A 15,542-nucleotide genomic window follows, 5' to 3' on the forward strand; every position below is an offset into this window, starting at 1 on the left:
TGAAAGTAATACGTTTATCGAATAAAAAAATCATTTAACGTTGCTTTTACAAATTATTAAAGCTACTGTGGTAATTTTGTTGAAAATTTAATTAAAATTCATGGAATACACTTCTACCATATTAATTGAAGTTCCAATAGATACTTTTGTTTCTATTCTGGATAATCCAGAAAATATGAAACATTGGCAAAGAGGTTTAATAAGTTATGAGCATGTTTCTGGTAATCCTGGAAGTATTGGTGCTAAAATGAAACTAAATTATTCTTTTGGTCGCAGAACCATGACCTTAATTGAAACTATTACAGAAAATAATTTACCACATACGCTACATGCACATTATGATGCTAAAGGCATGCACAATATTCAAGAGAATTATTTTCATGAAACAGAAGATGGTTTTACAAAATGGGTTTCTAAAAACGAATTTATTGCTACTAGTTTTTTTATGAGAATGATGACTGTTTTTATGCCAAAAGCATTTAAAAAACAATCTATGCAATATTTAACAGATTTTAAAAATTTCGCCGAAAAAGGTATAAGTATACAAAATGAGACAGCTTAAATTAATCTGGGATTTTAGAGGTCCAGATGCATTAAAAATTGCAGAACACCACGAAATTCATTTAAAAGAATATATTTTAGCTGAAAAGCTAGCATTAAATATCACTGGATTTGAAGCTATTAACGACTTACACGCAATCGCATTTTTAGTTGTTAATGAAGACCAAATGAAACCTATAAGAGATAGTTTAAAACCGCATCGTGGTCAAGTTTACAATCCTGAAGTAGCTTAATTAGGTTGCTTTTCGCTTAAATATTTCCAATACCTTTTTGGAACATGCTGTTTATGAAGCTTTAAATTTTTTCTTGAAACAATATTTGTACTTTTAAAATAATCTTTCCATAACTGCTGAAACTCTAACTCTTGCTCACAAAAAATATCTTTTGAAGTATGTGTAGGGTTGTATTTGGCATCAAACTCTAAAGTAACAATATCTACTTTTTCAAGATTATAATATATACCATAATTACGTTTTAAATCGTAAATCATCCATTTTTGGTCTGCATACCTATTTTTAAAATGTTTTGATATTAGCGGTAATACATTAAAGTCTGGTTCTATATTAGCAAAATAAATATTGTCTTTTGTAAGTTTAAACCTTACAAAAGCTTCCATTCTATGCTTTTCTCTACCTACACTTTTTGAGAGTTTTGAAATCTCTAAAATATGTGTATTTGCAAAATTTGAAGCAACATTAACATCACTTTTAAATATATATTGTATAGCTTTAAATAGTGTATTTTCAACTGTTATACTTTCACTTAAAAAAGCATAATACAGCCTGCTTAATTCCATTGGTTTTATTTTCTTTTTTAAACCAACCCAAACTCGATCTGCTTTTGCTTTTTGTGTTATAACAGTTTCTTTTTTAGCAAAAAAAGTATCTTGAAAAAATTGCTCTCTTACTATATTTACATCTTTTAATTTTTGATCGAAACTAACAAAAACGCAAGTTAAAAAACCATCAAAAGTACCATCATAAATTAATATTGTATTCATATTTAACCAAATAAATTAAGTTGGTTAGATAAAGTTGATGTGTACTTACTTTTTGAGTTTTGAAGAATTAGGCCTTTAATTTTTTCGGCAGTTAAATCTCTTTTTTCGTATTCGTTAGAAGCACAAATAATAAAATATTTGGCTCTATTTAAAGCGACACCAATAGCTTTTAAATGTTCCCAATTAAGATTTCTATAACGCCTTGCATTTAGAATTTTATAAACAGATTTCATACCTAAACCTGGAATTCTAGCTAGCATTCTTTTATCTGCTTTATTAATATCTATAGGAAACTCATGAAGGTTACGTAATGCCCAACCCAATTTTGGGTCGATATCTAAGTCTAAACTTTTATGGTTTTCATTTAATATCTCTTCTATATTAAAACCATAAAACCGCAATAACCAATCGGTTTGGTACAATCTGTTTTCTCTAAGCATTGGAACAGGACTACCAATTTGAGGTAAACGATTATCGTAACTAATTGGTACGTAACCTGAATAATACACGCGTTTTAAATTAAAATTTTTATAAAAATAATTAGAGGTGTACATAATCTCCATATCATTTTCTCCACTTGCACCAACAATCATTTGGGTGCTTTGTCCTGCAGGAGCATATTTTGGTGTACTTTTTATAATTTTCTTTTCGGCTTTATATTGAATAATTTCATTTTTAACCTTTTTCATAGGTTTTAAAAAATCTGCTCTATTTTTATCTGGAGCTAAAAGCTTTAATCCTTTTTCTGTAGGTATTTCAATATTCACACTTAACCTATCTGCATACAAACCTGCTTCACGCATAAGCTCATCACTAGCACCTGGAATAGATTTTAAGTGTATATAACCATTAAAGTTTTCTTCTAATCTTAGCTTTTTAGCAACTGCAACTAAACGCTCCATAGTATAATCGGCATTTTTAAATATACCAGAACTTAAAAAAAGACCTTCTATATAATTTCTTCTGTAAAAATTAATAGTTAAATCTACAACTTCCTGCACCTTAAAAGCTGCTCGTTTTATATCATTACTTTTTCTCGTCACGCAGTAAGCACAATCGAAAATACAGTGATTAGTGAGTAAAATTTTTAAAAGAGAAACACATCTTCCATCTTCTGTATATGTATGGCAAATACCGCTTGAAGACGCATCACCTAGGCCTTTATTTTTGTTTGTTCTATTACTTCCACTAGATGAACATGATACATCATATTTTGCTGCATCTGCAAGAATATTCAATTTTTCTTTTATACGATCAAACGACATTTAGTTTCCTTTTAATTAACGAATAAAGATACTTAAAATGACTTTTTGATTTTAACAGCCATCGCTTTATTATTAACATTATCGAATGATTGCTTAAACTAGATTAGCGATGCAATTGAGTTATTTTTTTAATAACATTTAAAAGTGTTAACAAAAAGAACACAAACAATTGATAGACAGTAAATTAACCATCAATTACTCACTTGCATTTAAACGATTTTAACGAATGATTGTTCATTTTAAAAATTTAAACTGCAAAAATTGCGTTTTAACGTGTTTTGACGTATTTCATAGAAAATGATTCAAATACAACTACATTGCTTTGAATTTTAACTGAATTTAGTATACTTTTACCGAGCTATTACTAAACCCAAAGTCCTATGTTTAAAATATTTTCAGGTTTACTGTTCGTCCTACTGTCAGTAAATTCTTACGCAAGTGTTAGAGCTTCAAATGCTACTAATACAGTTAATTTTTTGAGTGTTAATACTACACTTACAAATCCAATTTTATTACACAATGCAGATATTGGAGTGTTTCCTGGAGAAACAAATTCCTTAGCTAGATCTTTTATTCCTAAGAATAAATTTCTTTCGATTCCTGAAGATATTATAGTTTCTGGTATTAAGGCTGCAGCTCATGGAAAAAAGATTTTAGTGGTTGCAACAAGTGGCTCAATTACATTTTTGCCTAATAATACAAATTCATCTAACGGTAATAGAATAGCTTATAGTGGTAACATGACCATACAGCAAGGTGATGCTTTTGAGTTGACTTATAACGAGCTTATAAAAAAATGGGTTATTACTAATACAAACCCTTAAAATAATAAACACTTATATTAAAAAAAAATCAAGTTCTAGAACTTGATTTTTTTTTGTCTATACTTATACTATTGTTATTTAAATTTAGCATTAATTTATATTAAAAAGTATAATAGCTTAAAGCTTTGTTTATAGATGTTTAACTTTAAAAATAATTAAAGCAAAACTTTATGCTTTTTATTAATTGCTTTTAAATGTGTTTTAAAATTGTTTCGATAAAAACAATTTCATCGTAAGGTTTTATTATAATATCGCATATAGAAGAGTTTTTAATACTCTCTCTCATTTCTTCTATTTCTACAGCTGTTAATGCTATTATTGGAACGTTTACATTAAATTTTCTAATGGCTTCTGTTGCTTCTAAACCATTCATTCCTGGCATATTAATATCCATTAAAATTAAATCCACTTTATTAGCTTTTGTTAGTGTAATAGCTTCAGGTCCTGTTTCTGCTAATAAAGGTTTAGCTTTATATTTTTCTAATATTTTTCTGGTTACAATTCTATTAATTCTATTATCATCTACTACTAAAATACGTTTATTATTTATAGAAATTTTAGATTGTACATTTATAGTAGAAACAGAATTTTGACTTTGGTTAGCCACATCATAATTTAACGAAAAACTAATGGTTGTACCTTTGCCTTCATCACTTTCTAAGTAAATTTTTGATTGATGCAACTCAATAAGTTTTTTAACTATTGGTAAGCCTAAACCTGTTCCTAATAATTCTCCACCTTCTTTTTCTATTTGAGTAAACTCATCGAATATGGCTTCTTGTTTACTTTTAGGAATACCTATGCCTGTATCTTTTACAACAAAATTTAACTTTACTGTATTATTTGAAATTGTTTCGGTATTAATATCTAATGTTATTGTTCCATTTTCGGTAAATTTACAAGCATTACCTATTAAGTTTATTAATATTTGAGATAGCTTAACATCATCGCCTATTAATACTAATGGTGTGTTTTTAGATATATTTATTTTAAATGTATTCATGTTTTGAGCTTTTAAAAACTCAAAAGATTTCATAATACCATTAATTAAATCTTCAAGGTTAAATGTTATTTTGTTAAGGTTTGTTTCTTGCGTAGCATCTAACTTAGTTATTTGTAATACATCGTTAATTAAAGCTAAAAGATAATCTGCAGAAAATTTTAAGGATTTTACATCTTCCTTATGTTTTTCTACAATATTTTTATCATCCATTAATATAGAAGATATACCTATAATCCCATATAATGGTGTTCTTAATTCATGACTAATATTTGAAAAAAAGTTACTTTTTGCTCTTGCATAAGCCTCACTTTCTTGTTTTGCGTATAAATATTCTTTATTCTTTTGCTCTAAATCTAATAGTAGTTTTTTTCTTTTTCTGTAAGACATAAAAAGCAAACCAAAACTCAACAATAACGCAGTTGATCCCACAATTAGCCATAGCATTATTTTTTTACTTCGGGAAGCTTCTTCTTCAATACGTGCATTATCTAAAGCTTTTTTATTTATTTCTTGTTGGTATTCTTTTAATTTAAACCTTGCAGATTCACTTTCTATTGCTGCTATTTTATCTATACCATATTTTTTTTCTTTATAGTAATCAACTTCCTTTTGAAGATTAAAAGCTTTTTTATAGTTCCCTAAATTTGCTTCGGCTTTTGCATAATATGTGTAAGCATTTACTAAATTATCTGTATAATCTATAGATTTAGAAATATCGATACTCTTTACTAAATGCGGTATGGCTTTTTTAGGTTCATTATTTAAAACATAATAACGTCCTACAATTTCAAAATACCCAGCTTGATATGGTTTTGCTTTAGCAGCAACTATATAGTTATCTAATTTTTTTACAAATGGTTTAGCATTCTCAACTTCAAATTTATTTAAATAACCATCTGAAATATTATAATTTAGTATAAATAAGCTTACAGAGTCTTTACTTTTTTGAGCATATGGTATTGCGCCTTTATAAGATTTAATGGCTTCGCTATATTTTTTATTATAAAAATATATATTACCTAAATCTATACTAGCACCAAGATATATAGCAGAGTCGTTTCGTTTTTCGGCAAGTTCTAATTCTCTTAAAAACATTCGTTTTGCAGCAACAGTATCATTGGTTTGCAAAAACGAATTTCCTATTATACTAGAAATTTTATACGCAGCTCGAGAATACCCTATTTGCCTAGCTAAATTTAAAAGTGTCTCACCGTTATTTATAGCTTTGGCATAATTATTAGAATAATAATAATTTCTAACCTCTTTTAAAGTTGTATCTATAAAAGCTTTGGTAATTTCTCCTTCAGGAATATTTAAAATAAAGTCGTCTTGATCACTAGCTTTTTGGCATAAGCCTAAGCTAAATTTAATAACAAACAACAAAAACAAAAATGTTTTTTTACTTGTAAGCATATGGTTTTGATGGTAGGTTTTCAACAAAAATAAGTAAATATAACTTTTAAACAAGGTTTTTACATTTCAAACACTCTATTTTTCAGTGTCTTATAGATAAACAAAATAAGTTCATTCTAATTAATAGCAGTGTATATAGGCTCTAAGTTCTTTAATTTGTTAAAATTTTAGTGATAATTAGTTAAATGATTTTTAGTAAACCGCTTATAAACTTATATTAATATTTATTATGAAACTATTAATAATATTTTTAATGACATCTATAGCATATGCACAATCAACAATTCCAGACTCTATAAAAGAAGAGGTTGAAATTGCTTTATCTTATTATCCTGAATTAAAAAATACAACAATAAATTTTGAGTTTAAAAAGGAAATAAAAAAATCTACAATGCAAGCACAACCAGATTTTAACAGCTTTTTTAAATCTAAAGGAAACCGTGCTTATAATATTTTTATTAGTGAAACTGTAAATATTAAGGGTGAAACCTATTTTACTAAAAACATGCCTAAAGATGTACTAATTGGCTGGATTGGTCACGAACTTGGCCATGTTATGGATTATAGAAAGCGAAGCAACCTCAACTTAATATGGTTTGGTATAAAATACTTATTATCTGACAATCACATAGCTAAAGCAGAACGTTCTGCAGATACTTTTGCTATAAAATCTGGAATGGAAAAATATATTTTAAAAACAAAAGAGTTTATTTTAAATCAAGCAAATATTGATAAAGAATATATAGCAAGAATTAAAAAGTATTACTTATCTCCTGAAGAAATAATGGATATAGTTAACAAAAGAGACTTAGAGCTTTCTAAGTCTTAATATTTATTAACGAATGTTTCCCACTCTTTAAATTTATCTTCTCCCATAACACGTTCCATTTTTACTTGTCCGCCTTTTTTCTTGTTGGCACCACTCCAATCTGCAAAAACTTCAGGCTTAACAACTGTAACTTTTACACCTTCTAAAGCTTTACCTCTTGCTACTTTATAATTTTTATTTGCGTTTTTAAGGTAACCGTCTAAAGCTTCAACTATTTTAGTATTATCTTGATTTAAACTTTCTGAACCTAAATACCAACTGTGATAAAAACCATCATCAAAACGTTTTGCACAAAGTGTATACTCTGGAATTGTAGTTTCAAATTCTTCTTCAAGATATCTAATAGCATCATCTAGTTTATTTACAGATAATTGTGAACCAACTGTGTTTAAAAAGAATTTTGTTCTACCTGTTATTTTAATTTCGGCTTTTTCTACATCTGTAAACTCTATTGTATCACCAATTAAATAGCGCCAAGCACCACTTACCGTTGTTATAATTAAAACATAATCTTGATCTAATTCTACATCTTTTAATGTTATACTAGGTGCATTATCTTTTAAAGAACCATCTTGATTTATGTATTCTGGTTTAAAAGGAACAAACTCAAAATAAATACCGCCATTTGTTACTAATTGCATAGCTGTAGTTTCTGGTCTCGCTTGAAATGCTAAAAAACCTTCGGAAGCCAAATAAGTATCTATAACTGTAACAGGTTTTCCTAATAATGCATTAAAACTTTTTTTATACGGGCCAAAAGCAACGCCTCCAGAAGTATATACTTGTAGGTTTGGCCAAATATCATGTATGTTTTCTAAATTGTGATAATCTATAACTTTTTTTAGCATAAGTTCCATCCACGATGGTATACCACTTAATGCACCAATATCCCATTGCTTAGCGCGTTTTGCAATTGTTTCAACACGTTTGTCCCAATCATCTATTTTAGCAATATCTTCTCCTGGTTTGTAAAAGCCTTTAAACCACGATGGAATATTACTGGCTGTAATACCACTAATTTCACCTTCTAAATGGTCTTCTTTTTCTATTAAATCTGTAGAGCTACCTAACATCATGGCTTCTTTAGTAAAAAACTCTGCTGGTAAATCAAAATTACTAAGCGCTGTTACTTGATCTATTCCTGCCTGTTTTATAGCACTCAACATCGCATCTGTAACTGGAATTCTTTTACTAGTTTTTCCTGTAGTTCCAGAACTTAACGCAAAATAATTAGGTGTTCCGGGCCAGGTTACATTTTCTTCTCCATCATGTAATTTACTCCACCATTGTTCATTAATTTTATTATAATCGAAATAAGGAATGGTTTGAGAAAATACTTTCGTTATATTTCTAGATTCTAAAATATTTTGAAAATTATAGTAGTTACCAAACTGCGTATCTTTTGCAGTTTCTAATAAATTTTTTAATACTTTTTCTTGTGCTTCAATTGGATTAACCGAAGGTGTTAAAGCATCTTTTAAATTTATGGCTCCTTTAATTATGTTTCCTATAATTTCCATGTTCAATTAAGTTTTAACTGTAAACTATAAAAATAGAAAGTATGCTATTAATTTTTACACTAATTACATTAACATTAACAATTTAAATACTTTAAAATTTGACATAAAAAAACACGATATTAATCGTGTTTCTTTATGCTTAAATTATAATTTTTACCTTGAATAATTAGGCGCTTCTTTTGTAATGGTTACATCGTGTGGATGACTTTCGTTAATTCCAGATGCTGTAATTTTTACAAATCTTCCTGTTTCTTTTAAAGTATTAACGTCTTTAGCGCCACAATAACCCATTCCTGCTCTTAAACCTCCAATAAATTGGTGAATGCTTTCAAATAACTCTCCTTTATATGGTACACGACCAACAATACCTTCTGGTACTAATTTTTTAATATCGTCTTCAACGTCTTGGAAATAACGGTCTTTACTTCCTTTTTTCATGGCTTCTACAGAACCCATTCCGCGGTAAGATTTAAACTTTCTTCCTTCGTAAATTATAGTTTCTCCAGGAGATTCTTTAGTTCCTGCCAATAGAGAACCTAACATTACAGTATCTGCTCCTGCTGCAATTGCTTTTGGTATATCTCCAGTGTATCTAATTCCTCCATCTGCAATTACTGGCACTCCAGAACCTTTTATAGCATTTGCTACTTCTAAAACTGCCGAAAATTGAGGAAAACCTACACCTGCAACAACTCTTGTAGTACAAATTGAACCTGGACCAATACCTACTTTAACAGCATCTGCTCCTGCTTCTACTAAATACTTAGCAGCTTCTGCAGTTGCAATATTTCCAACAACCACTTCTAACTTAGGAAATTTAGATTTTACTTCTTTTAAAACAGAAACCACACCTTTTGTATGACCATGAGCAGTATCTATAATTATAGCATCTACTCCTGCGTTTACTAAAGCTTCTGCTCTTTCTACAGCATCACCAGTTACTCCAATTGCTGCAGCAACTCTTAATCTACCGTAAGTATCTTTATTTGCTATAGGTTTTTGAGTTACTTTAGTGATATCTCTAAATGTAATTAAACCAACTAGCTTATTTTCTTTTACAATTAGGAGCTTTTCAATTTTATTTTCTTGAAGAATTTTCTCTGCATCTTTAAGGCTTGTACCTTCTGCAGCAGTAATAAGGTTTTCGCTCGTCATTACCTCAACAATTGGTCTATCGTTTTGGTGCTCGAAGCGTAAATCTCTATTGGTTACAATACCTTTTAAAATTCCGTTTTCATCTACAATAGGAATACCTCCAATGCTGTGTTCTCTCATAGCATTTTTAGCATCGGCTACAACTGCGGTTAATGGTAAAGTTACAGGATCGATAATCATACCGCTTTCTGCACGTTTTACTTTACGTACTTTTGTTGCTTGTTGCTCAATTGTCATGTTTTTATGTAACACACCTATTCCGCCTTCTCGAGCCATAGCAATTGCCATTCTGCTTTCGGTAACCGTATCCATAGCTGCTGAAACTATTGGAACGTTAATTGTAATATTTCTTGTAAATTTTGTTTGAATATTGACTTCGCGAGGTAATACTTCAGAAAAAGCTGGGACTAGTAAAACATCGTCATAAGTTAAACCTTCACCAACTATTTTATTTTCGTGTGCTGTCATTGCAATTGGAATTAATTGCAAGCAAAGATAACCATTAAGCTTTAATAAACTAACAAAAAAAACAGTAAACTATTAAGCTTACTGTTTTTATAATATATTTTAATTTATTTTATGCTGTAGCATTTTGTGGTGCCCAATGTGAGCATAACATTCCGGGAGCTGCTTTTTGTGGATTGGCACAAGTTGGGCCTTGGTATCTTGCGCAAGTATCGCAGTTTGGATCGTTTTTTAAAGCTGCTTTCATTTCAAAACTATCACACGTGTAACTTGTACTTACTTTAACACCGTGAACTTTACAGTTTTCATTTTCTAATAAATTATCGCAATTAATACAACTATTTCCTATTCTTATAGACATAACTTTTCTTTTTTATAATTAATAATACTTAAAGCTATGCAATAATGTGTTTAGAACAAATTTAAATAACTGTATTTCAGCTATATGTATTTAGACTGTATTAAAATAAGGTTTAGTTTAATTATATTTTTATTTGTAATGTAGTATAAAAATTACGATTTGCCGATGGTATAATTCCTGGTCCAGGATAACCTGTTGCGCGTCTTGTAAAGTATGCTTTATCTAATACATTATTTATTCCTGCTTCTAATTTAAAGCGTTTGTATTTATAAGAAACAGAAACATCTAACACATTGTAACTTGGTATGGTACCAACAATACTATTTAGGTTATCGCCTCCAGGATCGTTACCAGCATCTGTAAACTGTGATGACAAATATGTATATTGTATGTTTGATAAAAAGTTACCGTAACCAAACTGTAAGCCTGTTTTTATATTTACATCTGGAATAAACTCTACTTTATTACCAACGCGTACATCACTACTTGTATTATCGAAGTTTGTTGATGTGTATTCTGAAGTTACAAAAGAAGAATTAATGAAGTAATTAGCACTAAACTTATTGTTTAAATTAAATAATTTTTTAAGGTTAAAATCTATTAAAGATTCTACACCAAATATTCTAGCATCACCAACATTTACTCGCAATTTACCAACGTTATTTACTGGCGGAATTACAGCATCTATTAAACCAATTCTATCGTTATAAAACAACCCAAAAACATTGGCATCATAGGATACTAATTGGTTAATATTACCTCTAACACCAAGGTCTAAAGTAAAACCAGATTCGTCATCTAAATCTGGATCTACAGCATTAGACGGATTTACAATATTAATATCTCCAAAAGTTATCGAGCGGTAATTTTGAGAAATATTACCATAAAATTCTAAAGCTTTTGATGCCTTATAACTTAATCCTAAACCTAAAAGTACAAAAGAGCGTTCGTTTTCAATATCTTGATATTCTACTCCTGCATCTATTGGATTTCCTGCGCCATCAAAATTAAATGTTTGTCTTGATCCTATACTTTCGGTTTTAATAAATTCAAATCTTGCGCCTGGTGTTACAGAGAATTTATCGCTTACATAAAAAATATTTTCACCAAAAACTGCAATATTTAAATTTGGGTTATCGTATGCAGATTGTGTTGGGTAAAAAGGATAATCATTTATTGCAGAATCAAAATTAGGATCTGCTCCATCACTTCCTGGTCCTTGAGAATAACTATTATCGGCTTTATAAAACTTACCACCAATTAAAAATGTAGCTTCCTTATTAAACACATTATACTTTGAGAGTAATCGCGTTTCAAAACCATAGTTATTAAAATCGCTACTTATTAAATCTCTTGCTCCACCAGGATCAGATAAATCTGTACGTCTGTCTCTAAAACCTAAAGCTGTTCTATTAGCATCAAGACCAAAAGCGTTAAATGTAAAGTTTGTATTATCAGAAAACTTATGAGATAATTTTAAATTATATAGTAACCAATCTACTTGAAACCAATTTCGTGCTCTGTTACTTTGGTATGGATCTTCTTCAAATTGGCTATCGTTTAAACCACCTGCTTGCTTTGCTAAATATCTTAAATAAGTTACTTCTCCTGTTAGTTTTGTACGCTCATTAAATTGATAACCAATATGTGCAAATGCGTTTTTAGATTCAAAGTTTGAGTTATCTCTAAAACCATCACCTTTTTTATAATTAAAAAACGAGTAATAGCTTAATTTATTTTTAGTACCACTTACGCTTGTAAAGTTTGTATACAAACCATTACTTCCAATGGTGTTTCTTGTAATTAGCTCAAAAGGTTTTGTTGCGTTAGGTTCTTTCATTTTAAAATTAACCAAACCACCAAACTGCGTTCCATATTGCAAAGATGCAGCACCACGAATAATTTGCACTTCTTTTAAACCTTCGGCTGCTGGTGTATAATAACTTTCTGGATAACCTAAAACATCTGCACTAATATCATAACCGTTTTGTCTGGTATTAAAACTTGCTGTACGATTAGGATCTAAACCACGACCACCAATATTAAGTTGCAATCCTGCATCGTCGTTTTGGTATATATTTAATCCAGAAACTTGACTGTATATTTGCCTTGCGTTGTTAGACGCTAAACTTGCCATAGATTGTTCTACTAAAACAACCTCTGTTTTTTTACCTGCATAAATTGCAGTTTCCTCAACATCTTTTAAGCGTTTTAAAGCAAATACTTTTGCTTTTCTAGAAGATATTTCAACCTCAGATAGTGTTTCGGCTAAAGGCAGTAAATTAATTTCTATTGTACTATTACCTGTCACTACTTGCTCTACAACTTCATAATTGTATGAAAAAAATACAATAGTAAGGTTTTGCTTTTCGGTTTCAAATTCAAAAAAACCAGAAGTATTGGTTGTAGTTAACAATCCTGCATCTTTATCGTAAACCTCTACGTTTACAATAGGTTGATTGTTAGAGGCGTCTGTAATTGTTCCAGATATTTTGTTTTGGGCAATGGCTATAGCTGCTAATAAAAAGCAAATGAAAAATAATTTATAATCCTTTAATCTCATCGTTAAATGGTAAAATCCAAAATTTGGGTTTAAATGTTTCTTTTTCGGCGTACAAATTTACGGTTTCATCTACAAACGGCGCACTTAATCTTCCGTTTAATGCAACATAACTTTTAGCATATACTTCTACATGCTCATGACCTTGCTTTTTAAAATGGTCACCAAGGTAGTGTGCATATTCTAAAATAAAATCGGGTTGAAAACTCATTTGCTTTTCTTGTAATGGTGTTAAAAAATCATCATTCTGAACATAAAAAAACGCTTTTGTTTTTCCGTTTACAATTTTAAATGTCGTGTTTCCCATTTTTTCCATTAACATCACGCGCCATGAAAACCTGTAACCTTCTTCGGTCCAGAATAGCTCGCCTGGATACAACAAATAACGAAAAGGTATAAGTAATTGTAAGGCTAAAAACAAAGTTACTATTGGTAGCACTAAGGTTTTTCTTTTTAATTTGAAAACAGATTTTGTTTCTATCGCTTTCGCGGAAGGAATTCGTAATAGTTTTTTACTATATCTTATTATTTTATTATGAAAATTTGCATCAAAGAAAATAAGCGCACTAACAATCATGACATACGGAAACATCCCAATTGGAAATAATACTCTTGTAAACACATGAAAAATCACAACCAATACAAAAGCAAAACCGCGTGTTTTTTTATAGAGTAATAAAAACGGAATACACAAATCATACAGCATACCAGACCAACTCATAGCAAAGTGAAACCAGTTTTGATGCATTAAAGTTTCGCCTATAAACGGAATATCATATTTAGATGGTAACCACGTTTTTAACGGTTGTGCTTTTAATAACCAATCGCTATTAATTTTTGCTAATCCTGCGTAAAAATAGACAATACCTAATAGCAGTTTAATACTATCTATTGTCCATCGTGGTATGTTTTTATATTGAATTTTATTACGGTAAGCATCTATAGAGAAGTATGCATTTGCCGGTAAAAAAATCATGATAAAGCTTAAAACACTTATAAAATAGTAATGGTTTAAATACGTAGTTTTCTCCATTAACTCTATATAAGTAAAGCTTAAAAAGAAGGCTATAATTGCTAATCTATATTTAAAACCTAGTGCCACTAAAAGCGAAGCGATTCCGCAGATAATAAATAAAATATAGGTATAATCGCCTAAAGTTTTTACCCACTCAAAACCGTAATATTTAAAATGAAATTGTGGTTGTATGTAAATGGTTTCTATCCAACCTTTTGCCCAATAACGAATAATACTATACAACATCATTAAACCAAAACCAATACGAAACACAGCTAAAGGTGCTGCATTTGTAGTTGCGTTTAAGTATGATTTAATGCTGCTATTCATAATGCAAAAAAAAGGTTGCCCGTTTAAATAGACAACCTTTTTATTTATTTTGTTTTAATGTTAATCTCCATCTGCATCAACATAAGATACACTTACGTTAAAAGCGGATAACATATCGGACTTTAATGAAACAACTGCTAATTGTAATGCATCGTAAGCTTCCGTCATTTTTGTGTTATCTGTTTCTACCTGAGTTTTTAAATTTGTATTTAATGCTTCAATTTTTGTTCTTGCTGCATCAAAACGGTCATTTATTACTTCGGCTAAATCATTTCTATCTAAAGCTATTAAATAATTTTTATAGCTTTCTCCTTCAATATTACTGTTAATTGCTTTTCCATTAAACACATCTTGTACAGCGTTTAATGCTTCTAATAATAAAGTTCTAGAGTTATCTTCTTTATATAAAACCTCTACTTTAGAAGGTAATGGTGTACTAGAAAACACACCTGCTGGAATCCCTACTTTATCTGCTCTAAGGCGTTTTTCGTAATAAAAAACATAAGCGTTTAAAGTTTGGTTTACTGCGCCAGAGGCTACGTTAGCAGTATTTGTAATGTAGTTATCTCTGTAACCTGAAGTCCAATCTGTTAAAACAGTATTGGTTAGTGTTTGCATTCTATCTATTAAGTCTGACAGGTAGTTACTATAATTAGCATTAGATAAAGTAGTTAAAATAGCTGCATCGTTATCTGCAACACCATATAACATATAATCTACTGCAGGAAAACCTACAGCATCGTTATTGTTTACGCTTGATAAATCGTAATTACCATTGGCGATGTTGTTTTCAATATCTGTAGTATTGGTTGGGTAAATATTCATTTGCTCTTCGAACAAAATTTCCTCTGCCTTACCTATTTGAAACATTTGTACGGCTTGAAACGACTGGTAAGCATTAAACCAATTGGTTCTTAATGTTTCTAAATTTGTTTGGTTTACATTGGCTACAAATGCATTTTTAGAGTCTACTAAAGTACTTAAATCTGTACTTAAATTCTGGTAGCCAGGAATAATAATATTATCTGCAATGTTTGTTAGCATTGCTGTTCTATTGTAAGTATCACTTGAGTTGTTTCCTGAATTAGAATCGTCTGAACTTGAGCACGCAAGTATTGCAGATACTACAAGTGTTACTAATATTATTCTTTTTAACATGCTATTATTTTTTTGTTTTCAGTTTGCAAAAATATTAAATAGTAGCCTCTTAAAAAAAGAGGCTACTATTAAAAAACTAACCT

At 29.8% G+C, this 15,542-nt stretch carries 13 protein-coding genes; 4 read left to right on the forward strand and 9 right to left on the reverse strand.

The window, feature by feature from the left end; all coding sequences use genetic code 11:
• The first annotated feature begins 100 nt into the window (after positions 1-100).
• Positions 101-562: an SRPBCC family protein gene (locus BM549_RS06285; protein WP_290469487.1), complete on the forward strand. Its 462-nt coding sequence runs from the start codon at positions 101-103 to the stop codon at positions 560-562.
• Entirely contained in the window at positions 549-794 is a 246-nt protein-coding gene (locus BM549_RS06290; RefSeq protein ID WP_290469488.1) for a hypothetical protein, read from the forward strand. Before BM549_RS06285 ends, BM549_RS06290 begins: the two co-directional genes overlap by 14 nt.
• On the opposite strand, the gene BM549_RS06295 is transcribed toward BM549_RS06290, so the two are convergent.
• The gene (locus BM549_RS06295; RefSeq protein ID WP_290469489.1) at positions 791-1,561 is read right to left on the reverse strand and encodes a TIGR03915 family putative DNA repair protein; all 771 of its coding nucleotides are present in this window, start codon (positions 1,559-1,561) and stop codon (positions 791-793) included. The two genes, BM549_RS06290 and BM549_RS06295, sit on opposite strands and share 4 nt — an antisense overlap.
• A gap of 2 nt (positions 1,562-1,563) precedes the next feature.
• A complete protein-coding gene (locus BM549_RS06300; RefSeq protein WP_290469490.1) occupies positions 1,564-2,826 on the reverse strand; it encodes a putative DNA modification/repair radical SAM protein in 1,263 nt (420 codons plus the stop codon).
• A 380-nt stretch (positions 2,827-3,206) separates the two neighbouring features.
• Between BM549_RS06300 and BM549_RS06305 the strand changes: the two genes are divergently transcribed.
• Positions 3,207-3,650 carry a hypothetical protein gene (locus BM549_RS06305; protein ID WP_290469491.1) on the forward strand — a complete coding sequence of 148 codons (444 nt, stop codon included), beginning with the start codon at positions 3,207-3,209 and terminating at the stop codon, positions 3,648-3,650.
• Positions 3,651-3,840: 190 nt separating this feature from the next.
• Here BM549_RS06305 and BM549_RS06310 read toward each other — a convergent pair whose 3' ends face one another.
• Positions 3,841-6,066 (reverse strand): ATP-binding protein, encoded by a 2,226-nt coding sequence (locus tag BM549_RS06310; protein WP_290469492.1) that lies wholly within the window; start codon positions 6,064-6,066, stop codon positions 3,841-3,843.
• Positions 6,067-6,295: 229 nt separating this feature from the next.
• On the opposite strand from BM549_RS06310, the gene BM549_RS06315 reads away from it, so the two are divergent.
• Entirely contained in the window at positions 6,296-6,895 is a 600-nt protein-coding gene (locus BM549_RS06315) for a hypothetical protein (RefSeq protein WP_290469493.1), read from the forward strand.
• Here the strand turns inward: BM549_RS06315 and BM549_RS06320 are convergent.
• The 6 genes from BM549_RS06320 to BM549_RS06345 form a co-directional block, all read right to left on the reverse strand.
• Positions 6,892-8,415 carry a GH3 auxin-responsive promoter family protein gene (locus BM549_RS06320; RefSeq protein WP_290469494.1) on the reverse strand — a complete coding sequence of 508 codons (1,524 nt, stop codon included), beginning with the start codon at positions 8,413-8,415 and terminating at the stop codon, positions 6,892-6,894. The genes BM549_RS06315 and BM549_RS06320 overlap by 4 nt on opposite strands.
• A gap of 153 nt (positions 8,416-8,568) precedes the next feature.
• Entirely contained in the window at positions 8,569-10,038 is a 1,470-nt protein-coding gene (guaB, locus tag BM549_RS06325) for an IMP dehydrogenase (RefSeq protein WP_290469495.1), read from the reverse strand.
• A gap of 109 nt (positions 10,039-10,147) precedes the next feature.
• On the reverse strand, positions 10,148-10,396 hold the full coding sequence (locus tag BM549_RS06330) for a hypothetical protein (protein WP_013868715.1): 249 nt from the start codon (positions 10,394-10,396) through the stop codon (positions 10,148-10,150).
• 121 nt (positions 10,397-10,517) lie between these two features.
• Positions 10,518-12,959, reverse strand: a complete 2,442-nt coding sequence (locus BM549_RS06335; RefSeq protein WP_290469496.1) for a TonB-dependent receptor — start codon at positions 12,957-12,959, stop codon at positions 10,518-10,520.
• On the reverse strand, positions 12,940-14,301 hold the full coding sequence (locus BM549_RS06340; protein WP_290469497.1) for an HTTM domain-containing protein: 1,362 nt from the start codon (positions 14,299-14,301) through the stop codon (positions 12,940-12,942). The genes BM549_RS06335 and BM549_RS06340 overlap by 20 nt, the downstream gene beginning before the upstream one ends.
• Before the next feature lie 60 nt (positions 14,302-14,361).
• Positions 14,362-15,459 (reverse strand): imelysin family protein, encoded by a 1,098-nt coding sequence (locus BM549_RS06345; RefSeq protein ID WP_290469498.1) that lies wholly within the window; start codon positions 15,457-15,459, stop codon positions 14,362-14,364.
• Between the last annotated feature and the right edge of the window lie 83 nt (positions 15,460-15,542).

Origin of the sequence: Lacinutrix sp. MedPE-SW (genome assembly GCF_001874145.1) — a bacterium.
Lineage (GTDB): Bacteria > Bacteroidota > Bacteroidia > Flavobacteriales > Flavobacteriaceae > Lacinutrix.

Coding starts and splice junctions, on each gene's coding strand:
- BM549_RS06315 (WP_290469493.1), top strand. CDS start 6,296: ATGAAACTATTAATAATATTTTTAATGACATCTATAGCATATGCACAA.
- BM549_RS06305 (WP_290469491.1), top strand. CDS start 3,207: ATGTTTAAAATATTTTCAGGTTTACTGTTCGTCCTACTGTCAGTAAAT.
- BM549_RS06310 (WP_290469492.1), bottom strand. CDS start 6,066: ATGCTTACAAGTAAAAAAACATTTTTGTTTTTGTTGTTTGTTATTAAA.
- BM549_RS06290 (WP_290469488.1), top strand. CDS start 549: ATGAGACAGCTTAAATTAATCTGGGATTTTAGAGGTCCAGATGCATTA.
- BM549_RS06320 (WP_290469494.1), bottom strand. CDS start 8,415: ATGGAAATTATAGGAAACATAATTAAAGGAGCCATAAATTTAAAAGAT.
- BM549_RS06330 (WP_013868715.1), bottom strand. CDS start 10,396: ATGTCTATAAGAATAGGAAATAGTTGTATTAATTGCGATAATTTATTA.
- BM549_RS06335 (WP_290469496.1), bottom strand. CDS start 12,959: ATGAGATTAAAGGATTATAAATTATTTTTCATTTGCTTTTTATTAGCA.
- BM549_RS06285 (WP_290469487.1), top strand. CDS start 101: ATGGAATACACTTCTACCATATTAATTGAAGTTCCAATAGATACTTTT.
- BM549_RS06295 (WP_290469489.1), bottom strand. CDS start 1,561: ATGAATACAATATTAATTTATGATGGTACTTTTGATGGTTTTTTAACT.
- BM549_RS06340 (WP_290469497.1), bottom strand. CDS start 14,301: ATGAATAGCAGCATTAAATCATACTTAAACGCAACTACAAATGCAGCA.
- guaB (WP_290469495.1), bottom strand. CDS start 10,038: ATGACAGCACACGAAAATAAAATAGTTGGTGAAGGTTTAACTTATGAC.
- BM549_RS06345 (WP_290469498.1), bottom strand. CDS start 15,459: ATGTTAAAAAGAATAATATTAGTAACACTTGTAGTATCTGCAATACTT.
- BM549_RS06300 (WP_290469490.1), bottom strand. CDS start 2,826: ATGTCGTTTGATCGTATAAAAGAAAAATTGAATATTCTTGCAGATGCA.